This window comes from Stenotrophomonas sp. TWI1151 (assembly GCF_039673135.1).
Lineage (GTDB): Bacteria > Pseudomonadota > Gammaproteobacteria > Xanthomonadales > Xanthomonadaceae > Stenotrophomonas.
Genome location: NZ_JBDJLA010000003.1, coordinates 80680 through 94758 on the forward strand (window position 1 = coordinate 80680; position 14079 = coordinate 94758).

At 69.2% G+C, this 14079-nt stretch carries 14 protein-coding genes; 9 read left to right on the forward strand and 5 right to left on the reverse strand.

The features are described from left to right. Positions 1-7 precede the first annotated feature (7 nt). Positions 8-1813 (forward strand): MFS transporter, encoded by a 1806-nt coding sequence (locus tag ABE422_RS06180; protein WP_313209344.1) that lies wholly within the window; start codon positions 8-10, stop codon positions 1811-1813. Positions 1814-1836: 23 nt separating this feature from the next. Here ABE422_RS06180 and ABE422_RS06185 read toward each other — a convergent pair whose 3' ends face one another. The 3 genes from ABE422_RS06185 to ABE422_RS06195 all read right to left on the reverse strand — a co-directional run bounded on the left by ABE422_RS06185 (position 1837) and on the right by ABE422_RS06195 (position 3730). Further along, the gene (locus ABE422_RS06185) at positions 1837-2337 is read right to left on the reverse strand and encodes a hypothetical protein (protein ID WP_346482671.1); all 501 of its coding nucleotides are present in this window, start codon (positions 2335-2337) and stop codon (positions 1837-1839) included. A 47-nt stretch (positions 2338-2384) separates the two neighbouring features. Next, positions 2385-2945, reverse strand: a complete 561-nt coding sequence (locus tag ABE422_RS06190; protein WP_346463367.1) for an HdeD family acid-resistance protein — start codon at positions 2943-2945, stop codon at positions 2385-2387. 71 nt (positions 2946-3016) lie between these two features. Continuing rightward, on the reverse strand, positions 3017-3730 hold the full coding sequence (locus ABE422_RS06195; protein WP_313219373.1) for a ComF family protein: 714 nt from the start codon (positions 3728-3730) through the stop codon (positions 3017-3019). A gap of 70 nt (positions 3731-3800) precedes the next feature. Here ABE422_RS06195 and bioB point away from each other — a divergent pair, with 70 nt between their 5' ends. From bioB to bioC, 5 genes are all read left to right on the forward strand, one after another. Next, positions 3801-4835 (forward strand): biotin synthase BioB, encoded by a 1035-nt coding sequence (bioB, locus tag ABE422_RS06200; protein ID WP_346482672.1) that lies wholly within the window; start codon positions 3801-3803, stop codon positions 4833-4835. Positions 4836-4897: 62 nt separating this feature from the next. Beyond that, entirely contained in the window at positions 4898-6109 is a 1212-nt protein-coding gene (gene bioF / locus ABE422_RS06205) for an 8-amino-7-oxononanoate synthase (RefSeq protein WP_313219369.1), read from the forward strand. A 16-nt stretch (positions 6110-6125) separates the two neighbouring features. Beyond that, positions 6126-6887: a pimeloyl-ACP methyl ester esterase BioH gene (bioH, locus tag ABE422_RS06210; RefSeq protein WP_313209356.1), complete on the forward strand. Its 762-nt coding sequence runs from the start codon at positions 6126-6128 to the stop codon at positions 6885-6887. A gap of 60 nt (positions 6888-6947) precedes the next feature. Next, complete coding sequence (locus tag ABE422_RS06215) at positions 6948-7730, forward strand: SDR family oxidoreductase (RefSeq protein ID WP_313209358.1); 783 nt, start codon at positions 6948-6950, stop codon at positions 7728-7730. Between the two features lie 37 nt (positions 7731-7767). Continuing rightward, the gene (bioC, locus tag ABE422_RS06220) at positions 7768-8652 is read left to right on the forward strand and encodes a malonyl-ACP O-methyltransferase BioC (RefSeq protein ID WP_313209360.1); all 885 of its coding nucleotides are present in this window, start codon (positions 7768-7770) and stop codon (positions 8650-8652) included. Positions 8653-8736: 84 nt separating this feature from the next. On the opposite strand, the gene ABE422_RS06225 is transcribed toward bioC, so the two are convergent. Next, positions 8737-9348: a YdcF family protein gene (locus tag ABE422_RS06225; protein WP_313209362.1), complete on the reverse strand. Its 612-nt coding sequence runs from the start codon at positions 9346-9348 to the stop codon at positions 8737-8739. Continuing rightward, the gene (locus ABE422_RS06230) at positions 9333-10292 is read right to left on the reverse strand and encodes a pyridoxal-phosphate dependent enzyme (protein WP_346465710.1); all 960 of its coding nucleotides are present in this window, start codon (positions 10290-10292) and stop codon (positions 9333-9335) included. Before ABE422_RS06230 ends, ABE422_RS06225 begins: the two co-directional genes overlap by 16 nt. A gap of 148 nt (positions 10293-10440) precedes the next feature. Here ABE422_RS06230 and ABE422_RS06235 point away from each other — a divergent pair, with 148 nt between their 5' ends. The 3 genes from ABE422_RS06235 (at position 10441) to ABE422_RS06245 (ending at position 14013) form a co-directional block, all read left to right on the forward strand. Continuing rightward, on the forward strand, positions 10441-10965 hold the full coding sequence (locus ABE422_RS06235; protein ID WP_346463372.1) for a hypothetical protein: 525 nt from the start codon (positions 10441-10443) through the stop codon (positions 10963-10965). 492 nt (positions 10966-11457) lie between these two features. Further along, positions 11458-13347, forward strand: a complete 1890-nt coding sequence (mnmG, locus tag ABE422_RS06240) for a tRNA uridine-5-carboxymethylaminomethyl(34) synthesis enzyme MnmG (RefSeq protein WP_346482673.1) — start codon at positions 11458-11460, stop codon at positions 13345-13347. Between the two features lie 135 nt (positions 13348-13482). Further along, complete coding sequence (locus tag ABE422_RS06245; protein ID WP_313209370.1) at positions 13483-14013, forward strand: gamma carbonic anhydrase family protein; 531 nt, start codon at positions 13483-13485, stop codon at positions 14011-14013. Positions 14014-14079: the final 66 nt, after the last annotated feature.

The window sequence follows — 14079 nt, forward strand, 5'->3', positions numbered from 1 at the left end:
CGGCACGATGAACGACGTTTCCGCAGCCATGCCCGTGCACGCCGGCGCCTCCGCGCCGCGCTGGCCGGTACGCTATCTGTTGTTCATCGGCGGCATGGGGGGGCTGCTCTACGGCATCGACATCGGCATCATCGCCGGCGCCCTGCCCTATCTGGAGGCCACCGCCACCGCGAGCTGGCACCTGACCAGCCAGCAGCTGGGTTTCGTGGTGGCCGCGGTGCTGCTGGGCAGTGTGCTGTCTTCGCTGTTTGCCGGGATGGTCGCCGACCTGATCGGCCGCCGTGGCGCGATGCTGCTGGCCGGCGTGCTGTTCACCGCCAGCATTCCGGTGATGGCCCTGTCCGATGGCTATGGCGCGCTGTTGATGGGACGCCTGCTGCAGGGCATCAGTGGCGGGCTGATCGGCGTGGTGGTGCCGCTGTATCTGGCCGAAGTGCTCAGCCCGGAACGACGCGGGCGCGGCGCGGCGATGTTCCAGCTGCTGCTGACCATCGGCCTGGTGCTGGCTGCGGTGATCGGGCTGTACCACGCGCATGCCGTGGATGCCGCGACCGCCGCGGTGCGCCATCTGCCCGGTGCGGAGCAGCAGCGCCTGCTGTTCGACGTCAAGGACCATGCCTGGCGCACCATTTTCTGGAGCTGCCTGCTGCCCGGCCTGGTGTTCACCGGCGGCGTGCTGCTGATCAGTGAATCCCCGCGCTGGCTGGTGCGCCGTGGCCGCATCGAGACAGCGCGCCACGCCCTGCAGCGTACCGTCGCCGCGAGCGACGTGGAGCCGACCCTGCAGCGCATGCAGGCGCCGGAGGAGCTCCAGATCGGCCGCAATGGCAAGCGCGACCCGCTGCTCAGCCGCCGCTACGTGTGGCCGTTCGTGCTGGCCTGCCTGGTGCTGGCCTTCACCCAGGCCACCGGCATCAACTCGGTGCTGGCCTACGCGGTCAACATCCTCAACCAGGCCGGCCTGCCCGGCTCGGTGGCCAACGGCGCCGATGTGGCGATCAAGCTGCTCAACGCGGTGATGACCGTGGTCGCACTGGTGCTGGTCGACCGCAAGGGCCGCAAGTTCCTGCTGATGCTGGGCAGTGGTGGCATCACGCTGTCGCTGCTGGCGGCTGCGTTGTTGTTCGTGCAGAGCGAGCGCGGGCGGCTGGATGTGCAGGCCGCGCTGCAGCAGCAGGTGAGCGGCACCACCCTGTTGCTGCCGCTGGATGCCGCGCAATGGCAGCGGCTGGAGGGCAACGCCGGCGGCGCGCCGCAGCAGCTGACCGTGTCGTATGCCTACGGTGGCTTCAGCAACGTGCGCTCACTGCGCAGCGACAACCCGATCGACGCCACGCTGCAGATCCGTCGCGAAGACGCGGTGTCGGCCGACAGCGTGATCGGCCGCTTCTTCCGCACGCTGCATCTCAATCCCTTCCCGGATCCCGCCCAGGCCGCCAACGCGCCGCTGGTGATCGAACGTGCGGTGATCGGCCCGGTGCCCTCGCCCACCCACGGCTGGCTGGTCGCCGGCTGCATTCTGCTGTTCGTCGCGTTCTTCGCGGTGGGCCCGGGCGTGTGCGTGTGGCTGGCGCTGTCCGAGCTGATGCCGACCCGCATCCGCTCCAACGGCATGAGCATCGCGCTGCTGATCAACCAGTTCGTCTCCACCGTGATCGCCGCGATCTTCCTGCCCACGGTCGGCCATCACGGTTACGCCAGCATGTTCTTCTTCTGGGCCGGCTGCACGTTGCTGTATTTCCTGATCGCCGCGTTCTGGCTGCCGGAAACCAAGGGCAAATCGCTGGAGCAGATCGAAGCGAATTTCCGCTGAGGCCGTCAACAGCGGCGAGGCACTCAAGGCGCCTTGCCGGTGACCTCGGTATACAGCCGGTGGGCTTCGGCGGTGCTGTCCAGCCCGGTCACCTGCATGGACTGCGCGAAGGGGCCGGCGATGACGGCGACATTGAGGACCTGATCGCCGACGGTAAATGCCACACGCTTGGCGACGCGCGCTTCGGTCGCGGCGAGGATGCGCGGTGCCGCGGCCTCCGTGAAGCGCAGGATCAGGGTCCCGTGTCCGGTAGACCCGTCGCTGCCCACGGCCACCGTGGCGATGTCGGCCGTGGTGATGAAGGCCGGCTCGATCAAGGACAGCGCGTTGCCGTCGCGGTCCTTGAGCGTGGTGACGCCGGGGTGGCGGGCATCCTCGGCCACCTCACGCATCTGGATGCGTGCGTTCGCCAGCGGTGCGACGCCCGCCGGCGTCTCGGACGCGGCGGTTGCGGGCGGCGCCTGGGTGCAGGCGCTGAGGCCGGCCCCCAGCGCCATCGTTACGATCAACAGACTGCTGCGCATGCGTGTCTCTCCATCAGGACGGGCACGAGTATCGCCGCTGCGCGTGCTCAGCGCAGGCGGCGGATGCGCCAGGCGACCATGATCTGCAGCACGCCGTAGAGCAGGCTGCCGATGCCGACCCACAGCGTGGTGACGGCAATGCCTGCCATCGGATTGGCCACCATCATCGCGCCGAGCACGATCGCCAGCACGCCGCTGAGGATCAGCAGCCACTCGCCCTGGATTTCCTTGCGCACCCGGATCGCGAACACGATGCGGTAGATGCCGGCGACGATCAGCCAGGCGGCCAGCAACAGGATCAGCACACTGGCCGTGGCCAGCGGGTTGAGCACGGCCAGCACACCGAATGCCACCGAGGCCAGCGCGTAGACCAGCAGCCACCCGCGCGGCACGCCACTGCGGCCAAACAGCGCGAACAGGCTGATCAGGCCTTCCACCAGCGCCATCACGCCGATCGCCCAGGCCAGTGCGGTCGCGGCCGAGAGCGGCCGTGCAATCGCGATCAGGCCGAAGACCACGGCGACCACGCCGTACAGCATCAGCACCCACCAGCTGCGGCCGATGGCAGTGAGAAGCGGTGAGGTGCGCGGATCCGGCGGCAGGTTCATGGGACGTCCTTGCGAGGGTGATGACCGCCCGATGGTACGTCCTGGCAGCGTGCAAGGCGCGGCAACGGCGCTTACGGCACCCGCGCACAGACCCAGACCTGCATCGGGCCGGCACCGGCGTACTGCAGCGCGCGCAACGCGGCATCGGTGGTTGCCCCGGTGGTCATCACATCGTCGAGGATTGTCAGCCCGGCGGGTGGATGGCCGCGTACTGCGAACGCATCGCGCAGATTGCAGCGCCGGGCATCCGCATCCAGGTTCGATTGCGCCACGGTCTCGCGGGTACGCTGCAGCCCGTTCCAGAGCGGGCAGCACAGCCCGCGCGCCAGCGGCTTGCTCAGTTCCAGCGCCTGGTTGTAACCGCGCTGGCGCAACCGGCGGCGGTGCAGTGGCATCGGCTGCAGCGGCCCGGCCAGAAACGGCGGCACGCGCTGCAGCATGAGCTGCGAGAGCAACCGTCCCGCGGCCAGGTCCTGGTGGAATTTGAACCGGATCAGCAACCGGTCGATCGGCGGCGCGTACAGGAACGCGGCACTGGCCGCCGCCTGGCGGGGATACTCGTCCACGCAACGCTCGCAGTGATCCCCCGCTGCATCACCGGGATCGTTCGCCATCAACGGCAGTGCGCAGCGACGGCAGGCACGGTCGTTCCACGGTAGCGCCTGATGACAGGCGCGGCACAGATCCATCCCGTCCTCGCCCGGGCACTCGCAGACCAGGCAGCGCAGCGGCAGGATCTGCCAGCCGAGCCAGCCCAGGGCTCCGTAAACTTTTGATAAGGCCATATGGTTGACAGATGCAGGCAGCCTCACCAGACTGCCGCCCTTTCGTTCCACTATCTGTCAGGACACCCCCATGGCTTCTGTCATCCGACACGACTGGCACCGCGAGGAACTGCTGGCGCTGTTCGCGCTGCCCTTCCCGGTGCTGCTGCACCGCGCGGCCAGCGTGCACCGCGAGCAGTTCGATCCGGCGGAAGTGCAGGTCTCGACCCTGCTGTCGGTCAAGACCGGCGGCTGCCCGGAAGACTGCGCGTACTGCCCGCAGGCGCAGCGCTACAGCACCGGGGTGGATGCACAGAAGCTGATGGCCACCGACGACGTGGTCGCCAAGGCCCGCCAGGCCAAGGCGGTGGGCGCCTCGCGGTTCTGCATGGGCGCGGCCTGGCGTTCGCCCAAAGACCGCGATATCCCCAAGGTGGCGGCGATGATCCGCGAGGTGAAGGCACTCGGCCTGGAGACCTGCGCCACGCTGGGCATGCTCAGCGGCGACCAGGCCGTGGCCCTGCGCGAGGCCGGGTTGGACTACTACAACCACAACCTGGACACCGCGCCGGACTATTACGACTCGATCATCCACACGCGCCAGTACCAGGACCGCCTGGACACCCTGGGCCACGTGCGCGACGCCGGGTTGAAGACCTGCTGCGGCGGCATCGTGGGCATGGGCGAGACCCGCGAGCACCGCGCCGGCCTGCTGCTGGCGCTGGCCAACCTGCCGGCCCACCCCGATTCGGTGCCGATCAACCGGCTGGTGCAGGTGGCCGGCACGCCCCTGCACGGCACCACCGAACTGGACCCGTTCGAGTTCGTGCGGATGATCGCGGTGGCCCGCATCGCCATGCCCCGCGCAATGGTGCGGCTCTCGGCCGGGCGCGAGGCGATGAGCGACGAGCTGCAGGCGCTGTGCTTCCTGGCCGGGGCCAACTCCATCTTCTACGGCGAAAAGCTGCTCACCACCGGCAACCCGGACACCGAACGCGACCTGGCCCTGTTCGCGCGGCTGGGCCTGCGCCCGATGCCGGTCACGGTGGATGCCGACGGGCACGACCACCCAGGCACGGTCCACGCCGACATCACCGCCGGCGGCCGCGGCGGGCGGGCGGCCTGAGCCCCGAGCAGCGGGCCCGGCAACCGGGTACGCTAACGGCCCACCCGGACCCCCTGACGACCATGGCCCGCCCTGACCTGCACGACCGCATCCAGGCCCAGCGCAAGCTCCGCGACGCGCAGGGGCGCCTTCGCGTGCGCCGCGTGGTGAACCGGCGCGATGGCGTGCGGCTGGACGTCGATGGCCAGTGGCTCACCGGTTTCTGCAGCAATGACTATCTGGGCCTGTCGCAGCAGTTCGGCGTGGTCAGCGCATTGCAGGATGCTGCCGCGCGCGAAGGCACCGGCGCCACCGGATCGCACCTGATCTGCGGCCACCACGCGCTGCATGACGCGCTTGAACGGGAAATGGCCGATTGGCTCGGCTATCCCCGTGCGCTGCTGTTCGGCAGTGGCTTCGCCGCCAACCTCGCGGTGCAGCAGGCGCTGCTCAGCGAAGAAGACGATGTCTGCGTGCAGGACCGGCTCAACCACGCCAGCCTGCTCGATGCATCGCGCCTGGCCGGTTGCCGCCTGCGCCGCTACCCGCATCTGGATACCGAAGGCGCGCTGCGCCAACTCAAGCACGCGCCCAACGGCGCGGCGATGCTGGCCACCGACGGCGTCTTCAGCATGGACGGCGACATCGCCCCGCTGCGATCCCTGTCGCTGGTGGCGCGCATGCAGGAAGCGCTGCTCTACGTCGATGACGCGCACGGCATCGGCGTGGTCGGCGAACACGGCCGCGGCTGCGTGGCCGATGCGGGCCTGGGTGTGAACGATGTGCCGCTGCAGCTGGCCACGCTCGGCAAGGCGCTTGGCGGCAGCGGTGCGGTCGTGCTCGGCGACGAGGCGATGATCCAGCACCTGGCCGAAACCGCGCGCCCCTACATCTACACCACCGCCGTGCCGCCGGCGCAGGCCGCCGCCGCCCTGGCCGCGGTGAAGCTGGCCCGCCGCGACGACTGGCGCCGCGAAAAGCTCACCGAACTGATTGGCATCTTCCGCACCGGCGCCCGCCAGCACGGCCTGGAACTGATGCCATCGGATACCCCGATCCAGCCCCTGCTGTGCGGCGCCGAATCGACGGTGATGGGCATGTCGGCCGCGCTGGAAGCCGCCGGTTTCCTGGTCAGCGCGATCCGTCCGCCCACCGTACCGGAGGGCAAGGCGCGCCTGCGGGTGACCCTGTCCGCCCTGCACGCACCCGCCGAGGTGCGCGCACTGGTCGATGCGATCGCGCACGCCCGCGACACCGTGGTGCAGCCGCCATCGCTGACTGCCCTGACCGCGTGACAGCGCTGGGTTGAGCATGCAGATCGATGTCATCGGCCAAGGCCCCGCGCTGGTCCTGATCCACGGCTGGGCCCTGCACGGCGGCGTGTTCGCGCCGTTGGTGGACCGCCTGTCGGCGCACCTGCAGCTGCACCTGGTGGATCTGCCCGGCCACGGCGCCAGCCGCGATGACACCACGCCGCTGCGCCTGCCGTACGTGGTCAACGCCATTGCCGCCGCCACGCCGCCGGCGGTCTGGTGCGGCTGGTCGCTCGGCGGGCTGTTCGCGCTGCATGCGGCCGCGACCCTGCCCCAGGTGCGTGCCCTGGCGATGATCGCCGCCACGCCGCGTTTCGTGCGCGGCGACGATTGGCCGCATGCGGTGGAGCCGGCGGTGTTCGAACAGTTCGGTCAGGACCTCGCGCAGGACTATCGCGGCACGCTGGAGCGCTTCCTCGCGCTGGATGCGATGGGCTCCGAACACGCCCGCCAGGAACTGCGCACGCTGCGCGAGATGCTGGTCGCGCGCGGTGCGCCGGCCCCACGTGCGTTGCAGGAGGGCCTGCGCCTGCTGGAGAACACCGATCTGCGGGGCGCCCTGGCCCAGCTGGGCAAGCCCAGCCTGTGGCTGGCCGGCCAGCGCGATCGGCTGGTCTCGGCGCGGGCCATGCAGGCTGCCGCCGCGCTGGCGCCGGGCGCGCAGGCGCATGTGATCGCCCAGGGCGGGCATGCGCCCTTCCTCGGCCATACCGACGAAGTGGCCGCGCAGCTGCAACACTTTGTTGCCGCGCTGCCTTGACCTGTTCCGGCCGCGCATCGCCGATCATGTACGCCTGCCTTTCCCCACAGGACTGACCCCATGGATCTTGGAATCGCCGGCCGCTGGGCCCTGGTCTGCGCCGCCAGCAAAGGCCTCGGGCTGGGCTGTGCACGCGCACTCGCCCGCGAGGGCGTCAACGTGGTCATCGCCGCGCGCGGTGAAGCGGCCCTGGAACGCGCCGTGCTCGAACTGCAGGCCCTGCCGGGCGCACGCAGGGTGATCGGCGTGGTTGCCGACATCACCACGCCGGAAGGCCGTACCGCCGCGCTGGCCGCGTGCCCGCAGGTCGACATCCTGGTCAACAACGCGGGGGGCCCGCCGGCGGGCGATTTCCGCCAGTTCACCCGCGAGGACTGGATCGCCGCGCTGGATGCCAACATGCTGGCCCCGATCGAGCTGATCCGCACCACGGTAGATGGCATGATCGAGCGTGGTTTCGGCCGCGTGGTCAACATCACCTCTTCTTCGGTGAAGGCCCCGATCGACATCCTCGGGCTCTCCAACGGGGCGCGCTCCGGGCTGACCGGGTTCGTGGCCGGGCTGGCACGCAAGACCGTCGCCCACAACGTCACCCTCAACAATCTGCTGCCGGGCCAGTTCGATACCGATCGCCTGCGCGGCAACTTCGCGTACCTGGCGCAGCAGCAGGGCATCGATGCCGGCCAGCTGGCCGAGCGCAAACGCACGCATATTCCCGCCGGCCGCTTCGGCACCGCCGATGAGTTCGGTGCCGCCTGCGCCTTCCTGTGCAGCGCACAGGCCGGCTATATCACCGGGCAGAACCTGCTGATCGATGGCGGCGCCTACCCCGGCACCTTCTGAGTCCACCCGCACCACCGTTTTGAGCCGTGAGTACCCCATGACGTCCAGCTTCGATCCCCATCATGTCCGCCGCGCCTTCTCGCGCGCCGCCAGCAGTTACGACGCCGCCGCGGCGCTGCAGCGCGAGGTGGAAAAGCGCCTGCTCGAATCGCTGGATTATCTGGAAAGCCGCCAGCCGCAGGTGGTGCTCGATGTCGGCAGCGGCACCGGCCATGCCAGCGCGCTCATGAAGAAGCGCTGGCCGAAGGCACAGGTGATCGCGCTGGACCTGGCCCAGCCGATGCTGCGCGAGGCGAAGAAGCAGGCCGGCTGGTGGAAGCCGTTCTCGCGGGTGTGCGGCGATGCGCAGGCGTTGCCGGTGCTGGACCAGAGCGTGGATGTGATCTTCAGCAACCTGTGCCTGCAGTGGGTGGAGGATCTGCCGGCGGTGTTCGCCGGGTTCCGCCGCGCGCTCAAGCCCGGGGGCCTGCTGCTGGTCTCCACGTTCGGGCCGGAGACCCTGATCGAACTGCGCGATGCGTTCGCCGCCGCCGACGACGTACCGCACGTCAGTCGCTTCGCACCGATCGCACAGTTCGGCGATGCGCTGATGATGTCCGGCTTCCGCGATCCGGTCCTGGACCGCGACCTGTTCACCCTGACCTACGACGACCTGACCGCGCTGATGCGCGAACTGCAGGCGATCGGCGCCACCAACGCGCGCCAGGACCGCCGCCACACGCTGACCGGGCGCGGGCGCTTCGATGCCGCGCGCGCAGCCTACGAGCCGCTGCGGCGCGAAGACGGCAAGCTGCCCAGCAGCTGGGAAGTGATCTACGCACACGCGTGGGCGCCGGAAGGCGGCGCGCCGATCCGCGAGCGGGGGCACGATGTCGCCACGGTGCCGATCTCGGCGATTCCGATCCGCCGCAAAACGCCCTGAGCCGACCACGCTGATCGCGTAGAGCCGACCGTTGGTCGGCTGGACCGCCGAGCCACCATGCGTCCAGCCGACCAACGGTCGGCGCTACGACGGGAACAGATCGCGATGGAAGAAGTAGATTTCCTGCGCCAGGAACCGCCAGCTGGTGTGGAAGCTGCGGAAGCGCGTGCTCGGCGTGGACGAGGCCAGCGCATCGATGCCCAGCTCGCGGCACAGGCGCAGCGCGCGGGCCATGTGCAGCGGGTCGCTGACGATGATCACGCGGTGCAGCTTGCGCTGATCCATCAAGCGCCGCGCCTCGATCAGGTTCTGTCGCGTGGTGCGTGAAGCGGTCTCGATCAGGATCGCATCGTCGGGGACGCCCTGCTTGAGCGCGTAGCGGCGCGCCACCTGTGATTCGGAAAAGCGTGCGCCGGTGCCGCCGTAGCCGCCGGTGAAGATCAGCAGCGGCGCATAGCCCTGCTGGTACAGGTCCAGCCCGTGCCGGATGCGCTCTTCGAACACCGGCGACGGCTTGGCGTCATAGGCCGCGGCGCCGAGCACGATGATCGCATCGGCCTTCTGCGCCTGATCGCGCTCGCCGATCCAGACGATCCACGCGGTGACCCCAAGCAGCCACACCGCCAGCACGATGCACAGCCGCCACAGCCACCCGAACAACCCCACCCGCGTGCGCCGGCTCATGCCGCGCCCCACGGCAGGGCATCCAGATCGACATTGCCACCGGACAGCACCACGCCGACCCGTTTGCCGGCAAAGCGCGCCGGTTCGGCGAGGATCGCCGCCAGGGCGATGGCCGAGGATGGCTCCACCACCTGCTTGAGCACCTGCCAGATCTGCCGCATTGCGGCCACGGTGGCCGCATCGGCGACGGTGATGACCTGCGCCGCGCCCTGCAGCAGGGCGAAGTTGGGCGCGCCGAGCGTCCCGCGCAGGCCATCGCAGACGGTGTCGGGGGTGAAGTCGATGCGGCGCTCGCCAGCCGCCAGCGAGCGTGCGGTATCGGCCGCGCCCAGCGGTTCGGCCAGCACCAGCCCGGTCGCCGGGGCGACCGCCTGCAGGGCCAGCCGCGTGCCCGAGGCCAGGCCACCGCCGCCCACCGGCACCACCATCATGTCCAGGCCCTCGCTGGCGTGCAGCAGCTCCAGCGCAGCCGTGCCCTGGCCGGCAATGACCTGGGGGTCGGTATACGGATGCACCAGGGTCGCCCCGGTTTCGGCCTGGACCTGGGCGCACATCGCTTCGCGCGCGGCGATCGAGGCATCGCAGCGCCACAGCGTGGCCCCGTGACGGCCGATGTTGGCCAGCTTGGCGGCCACCGCGCCGTCGGGCACGACCACGTGGCAGGCGATGCCGCGGGTGCGGGCGGCCAGCGCCAAGGCCGCGCCATGGTTGCCGGAGGAGTGGGTGACCACCCCGCGCCGCGCCTGCGCCTCCTCCAGCGCCCAGACGGCATTGCAGGCACCGCGGAACTTGAACGCCCCGCTGCGCTGCAGATGCTCGGCCTTGAAGAACACGGTGGCGCCGGTCATCGCATCCAGCGTGCGCGAGCGCAGTACCGGCGTCACGCAGGCGTGCACGGCAATGCGCGCCGCCGCCGCCAGCACGTCGTCAACACAGGGCAAGGGTGAATCGCTCATGACGCAAGATTAACGTATGCCCCACGTCCACACCCGCCTGGATGAACGTGTCAGCATGGCAACCATTCATTCGGATCGGCCCGAGTTAAGGGCCGATTCAATGCCCTGGGCGGAAGCTGGTCCTACAGCCCTTTGGGGGGACCCCATCATGAAAATGCGCCTTGTTCTTGCCGGTGGCCTGTTATTGGCCCTGTCCGGCTGCGCGACGTACGACTATGTCGGCGGTGGCGGCGGCAATGGCTACTACCACGGCGCACCTTCGGTCGAGTATCGCTACCCGGCCGGGTATCCCTACGGATACGGCAGCGGCTACTACGGGGGTGGCTACTACGGTTACGGCGGTGGGTATGGCGGTGGCTACGGCTATCCGGTGTATCGCCCGTACCCGAACTATCGCCCGCCGCACAATCATCGGCCGCCGCCGCGCCCCGGCAACGGCAACGGCAACCCCACCCGTCCGCCGGATCGCCCGCGTCCGAACAACGGCGGCTCGCCGTGGCGGAACATGGATTCGGTCGGTGGCCCGCGCCGCCCGCAGCAGCGGCAACAGCAGCGCCCGTCGCCGCCGCCCCAGGCACGCCCGGCCCAGGCACCGCGTCCGTCTGCGCCGAGGATGAACGGTTCCCCGTGGCGGAATCTCAACAATGCGAACCAACGCACAGTTGAGCCTTGAGATGGCTTGATTTTCACGCGCCCGGCAGTTCACTCTAGCCGGGCGGTGACAGTCACGGTCACAAAGTGCCAAAAGCGACAAGTGGCGTCACATTCGGCTCTATGTCGATATCCGCCAGGAACATCTGGATCCCCCCTGTTCCGGCCCTGTCGGATGTCGGCACCTACAACGCAGAAGGCCCCGCCAATGGCGGGGCCTTTTGTATCTGGCGCCCATGAAACCGGCGCGGGCCGGCAAAAAAACAGGGCCGGCAGTCCCCCGACTACCGGCCCCTCTGCTTCCCCACGATGCGCTTGGACCGGCCCCTGTTCCAATTCCGGTCCGTTACGCACAAGGCGCATGCCATCCTGGGTGCTATTGGGTTATCTGCAGAAAACGTGCCAACTTGAGGGTGGATGTCATGGCCCCCGACGAATGGCGCTAAAATCGCCACCCGCGCCCTGCCTCCAGGGCTGATCCGGGCTGCCCGGCCCCGTCCCGAGTTCCTCCGCCATGACTGACACCTTCTACCGCTACGACGTGATCGTCATCGGCGGCGGCCACGCCGGCACCGAGGCCGCGCTGGCGGCCGCGCGCAGCGGTGCGCGCACCCTGCTGCTGACCCACAACGTGGAAACGATCGGCGCGATGAGCTGCAACCCGGCCATCGGCGGGATCGGCAAGGGCCATTTGGTCAAGGAAATCGACGCCCTGGGCGGCGCGATGGCGCATGCCGCCGACCGCGCCGGTATCCAGTGGCGCACGCTCAATGCCTCCAAAGGCCCGGCCGTGCGCGCCACGCGCTGCCAGGCCGACCGCAATCTGTACCGGATGGCGATCCGCCAGATCGTCGAAGCCCAGCCCAACCTGACGGTCTTCCAGGCGGCGGTCGATGACCTGATCATCGAAGGCGATGCCGTGCGCGGTGCGATCACCCAGACCGGGCTGCACTTCAGCGCGGCCGCGGTGGTGCTTACCGCCGGCACCTTCCTGGCGGGCAAGATCCACGTCGGTGAAACCCAGTACGCCGCCGGTCGCATGGGCGACCCGCCGGCAACCACGCTGGCCGCGCGCCTGCGCGAGCGCCCGTTCGTGATCGACCGCCTCAAGACCGGCACGCCGCCACGGATCGACGGCCGTTCGCTGGATTACACCGTGATGGAAGAACAGCCCGGCGACGATCCGCGCCCGGTGATGTCCTTCCTCGGCAGCGTGGACGAGCACCCGGCGCAGGTGAGCTGCTGGATCACCCACACCAGCGAGCGCACCCACGAGATCATCCGCAACGCCCTGCACCGCTCGCCGCTGTACAGCGGCCAGATCGAAGGCATCGGCCCGCGCTACTGCCCCTCCATCGAGGACAAGGTGGTGCGTTTCGCCGAAAAGGCCAGTCACCAGATCTTCGTCGAGCCGGAAGGGCTGGATGTGGTCGAAATCTACCCCAACGGCATCTCCACCTCGCTGCCCTTCGATGTGCAGCTGGAACTGGTGCGCAGCATGCGTGGCTTCGAGAACGCGCACATCACCCGCCCCGGCTACGCGATCGAATACGACTTCTTCGATCCGCGCGGGCTGAAGAACACGTTGGAGACCAAGACCGTCAGCGGCCTGTTCTTTGCGGGCCAGATCAACGGCACCACCGGCTATGAAGAAGCCGCCGCGCAGGGCCTGCTGGCCGGGCTCAATGCCGCGCGCTTCACCCGTGACGACGCCGGCTGGTGCCCGCGCCGCGATGAGGCCTACCTGGGCGTGCTGGTCGACGATCTGATCACCCACGGCACCAACGAGCCGTATCGCATGTTCACCAGCCGCGCCGAGTACCGGCTGCAGCTGCGCGAGGACAACGCCGATGTGCGCCTGACCGGCCTCGGCCGCGAGCTGGGCCTGGTCGACGACCGCCGCTGGGCCGCCTTCCAGACCAAGCAGGACGCCGTGACGCAGGAAACCGCACGGCTGCGTGCGCTGTGGGCCACGCCGGGCAATGCGCTGGGCCGCGAAGTGGAGGCCACGCTGGGCGTGGCGGTCAGCCGCGAAACCAATGTGCTGGATCTGATCAAGCGCCCGGAACTGGACTACGCCACGCTCATGCAGGTGCCCTCGCTTGGCCCGGCCGTGGCCGATGCCAAAGTCGCCGAGCAGGTCGAGATCGGGGTGAAGTACGCCGGCTACCTGGACCGCCAGCGCGACGAGATCGAACGCCAGCAGCGCCACGAGAACACCGCGATCGCGGCCGATTTCGATTACGCCGGCGTGCGCGGCCTCTCGGCGGAAGTGCAGCAGAAACTCGAACGCGTGCGGCCGCAGACCCTCGGCCAGGCCCAGCGCATCCCCGGCATGACCCCGGCGGCGATCTCGCTGCTGCTGGTGCATCTGGAGCGCGCGCGCCGCACCCGCGCCGCGTAACACAGTACCCACCGCCGGTAGAGCCGACCGTTGGTGTACGGGTATCGGCGGGTGGCGGGCGCCCCCGCGCTATCATCGGGGGCCGGGACAACGCTGCAGGCGGCGTCCCAGCCCCTGCGTTGCCGGAGTTTGCGCATGTCCCCGATCCGCCCCTTCCTCGACAAACTGCCCGTGCTCGGCGAGCGCGTCTACATCGATCCGGCCTGCACGATCATCGGCGATGTGGTGCTGGGCGATGACGTCTCGGTGTGGCCGGGCACGGTGATCCGCGGCGATGTGAACCACGTGCGGATCGGTGCGCGCAGCAACATCCAGGACGGCACCATCATCCACGTCAGCCACCACAGCCCGTTCAACAAGGGCGGCTACCCGACGATCATCGGTGAGGGCGTCACGGTCGGCCACGGCACCATCATCCATGCCTGCACGATCGGCGATTACTGCCTGATCGGCATGGGCGCCTGCATCCTGGACGGCGCGACGGTGAGCACCCATGGCTTCCTCGGCGCCGGCGCGGTGCTCGGCCCGGGCAAGGTGGTCGGCGAAGGCGAACTGTGGCTGGGCAACCCGGCACGGCTGGCGCGCACGCTCAGCGACAAGGAGATCGAGTCGCTGCATTACTCGGCCGATCACTACGTGCGCCTGAAGGACCAGTACCGGGGTTGATTGCGGTAAAGTCCTCAGCCGACCAGGAAGCAGTCGAGAACCCCATGCCCCCGCTGGCAGACCGGA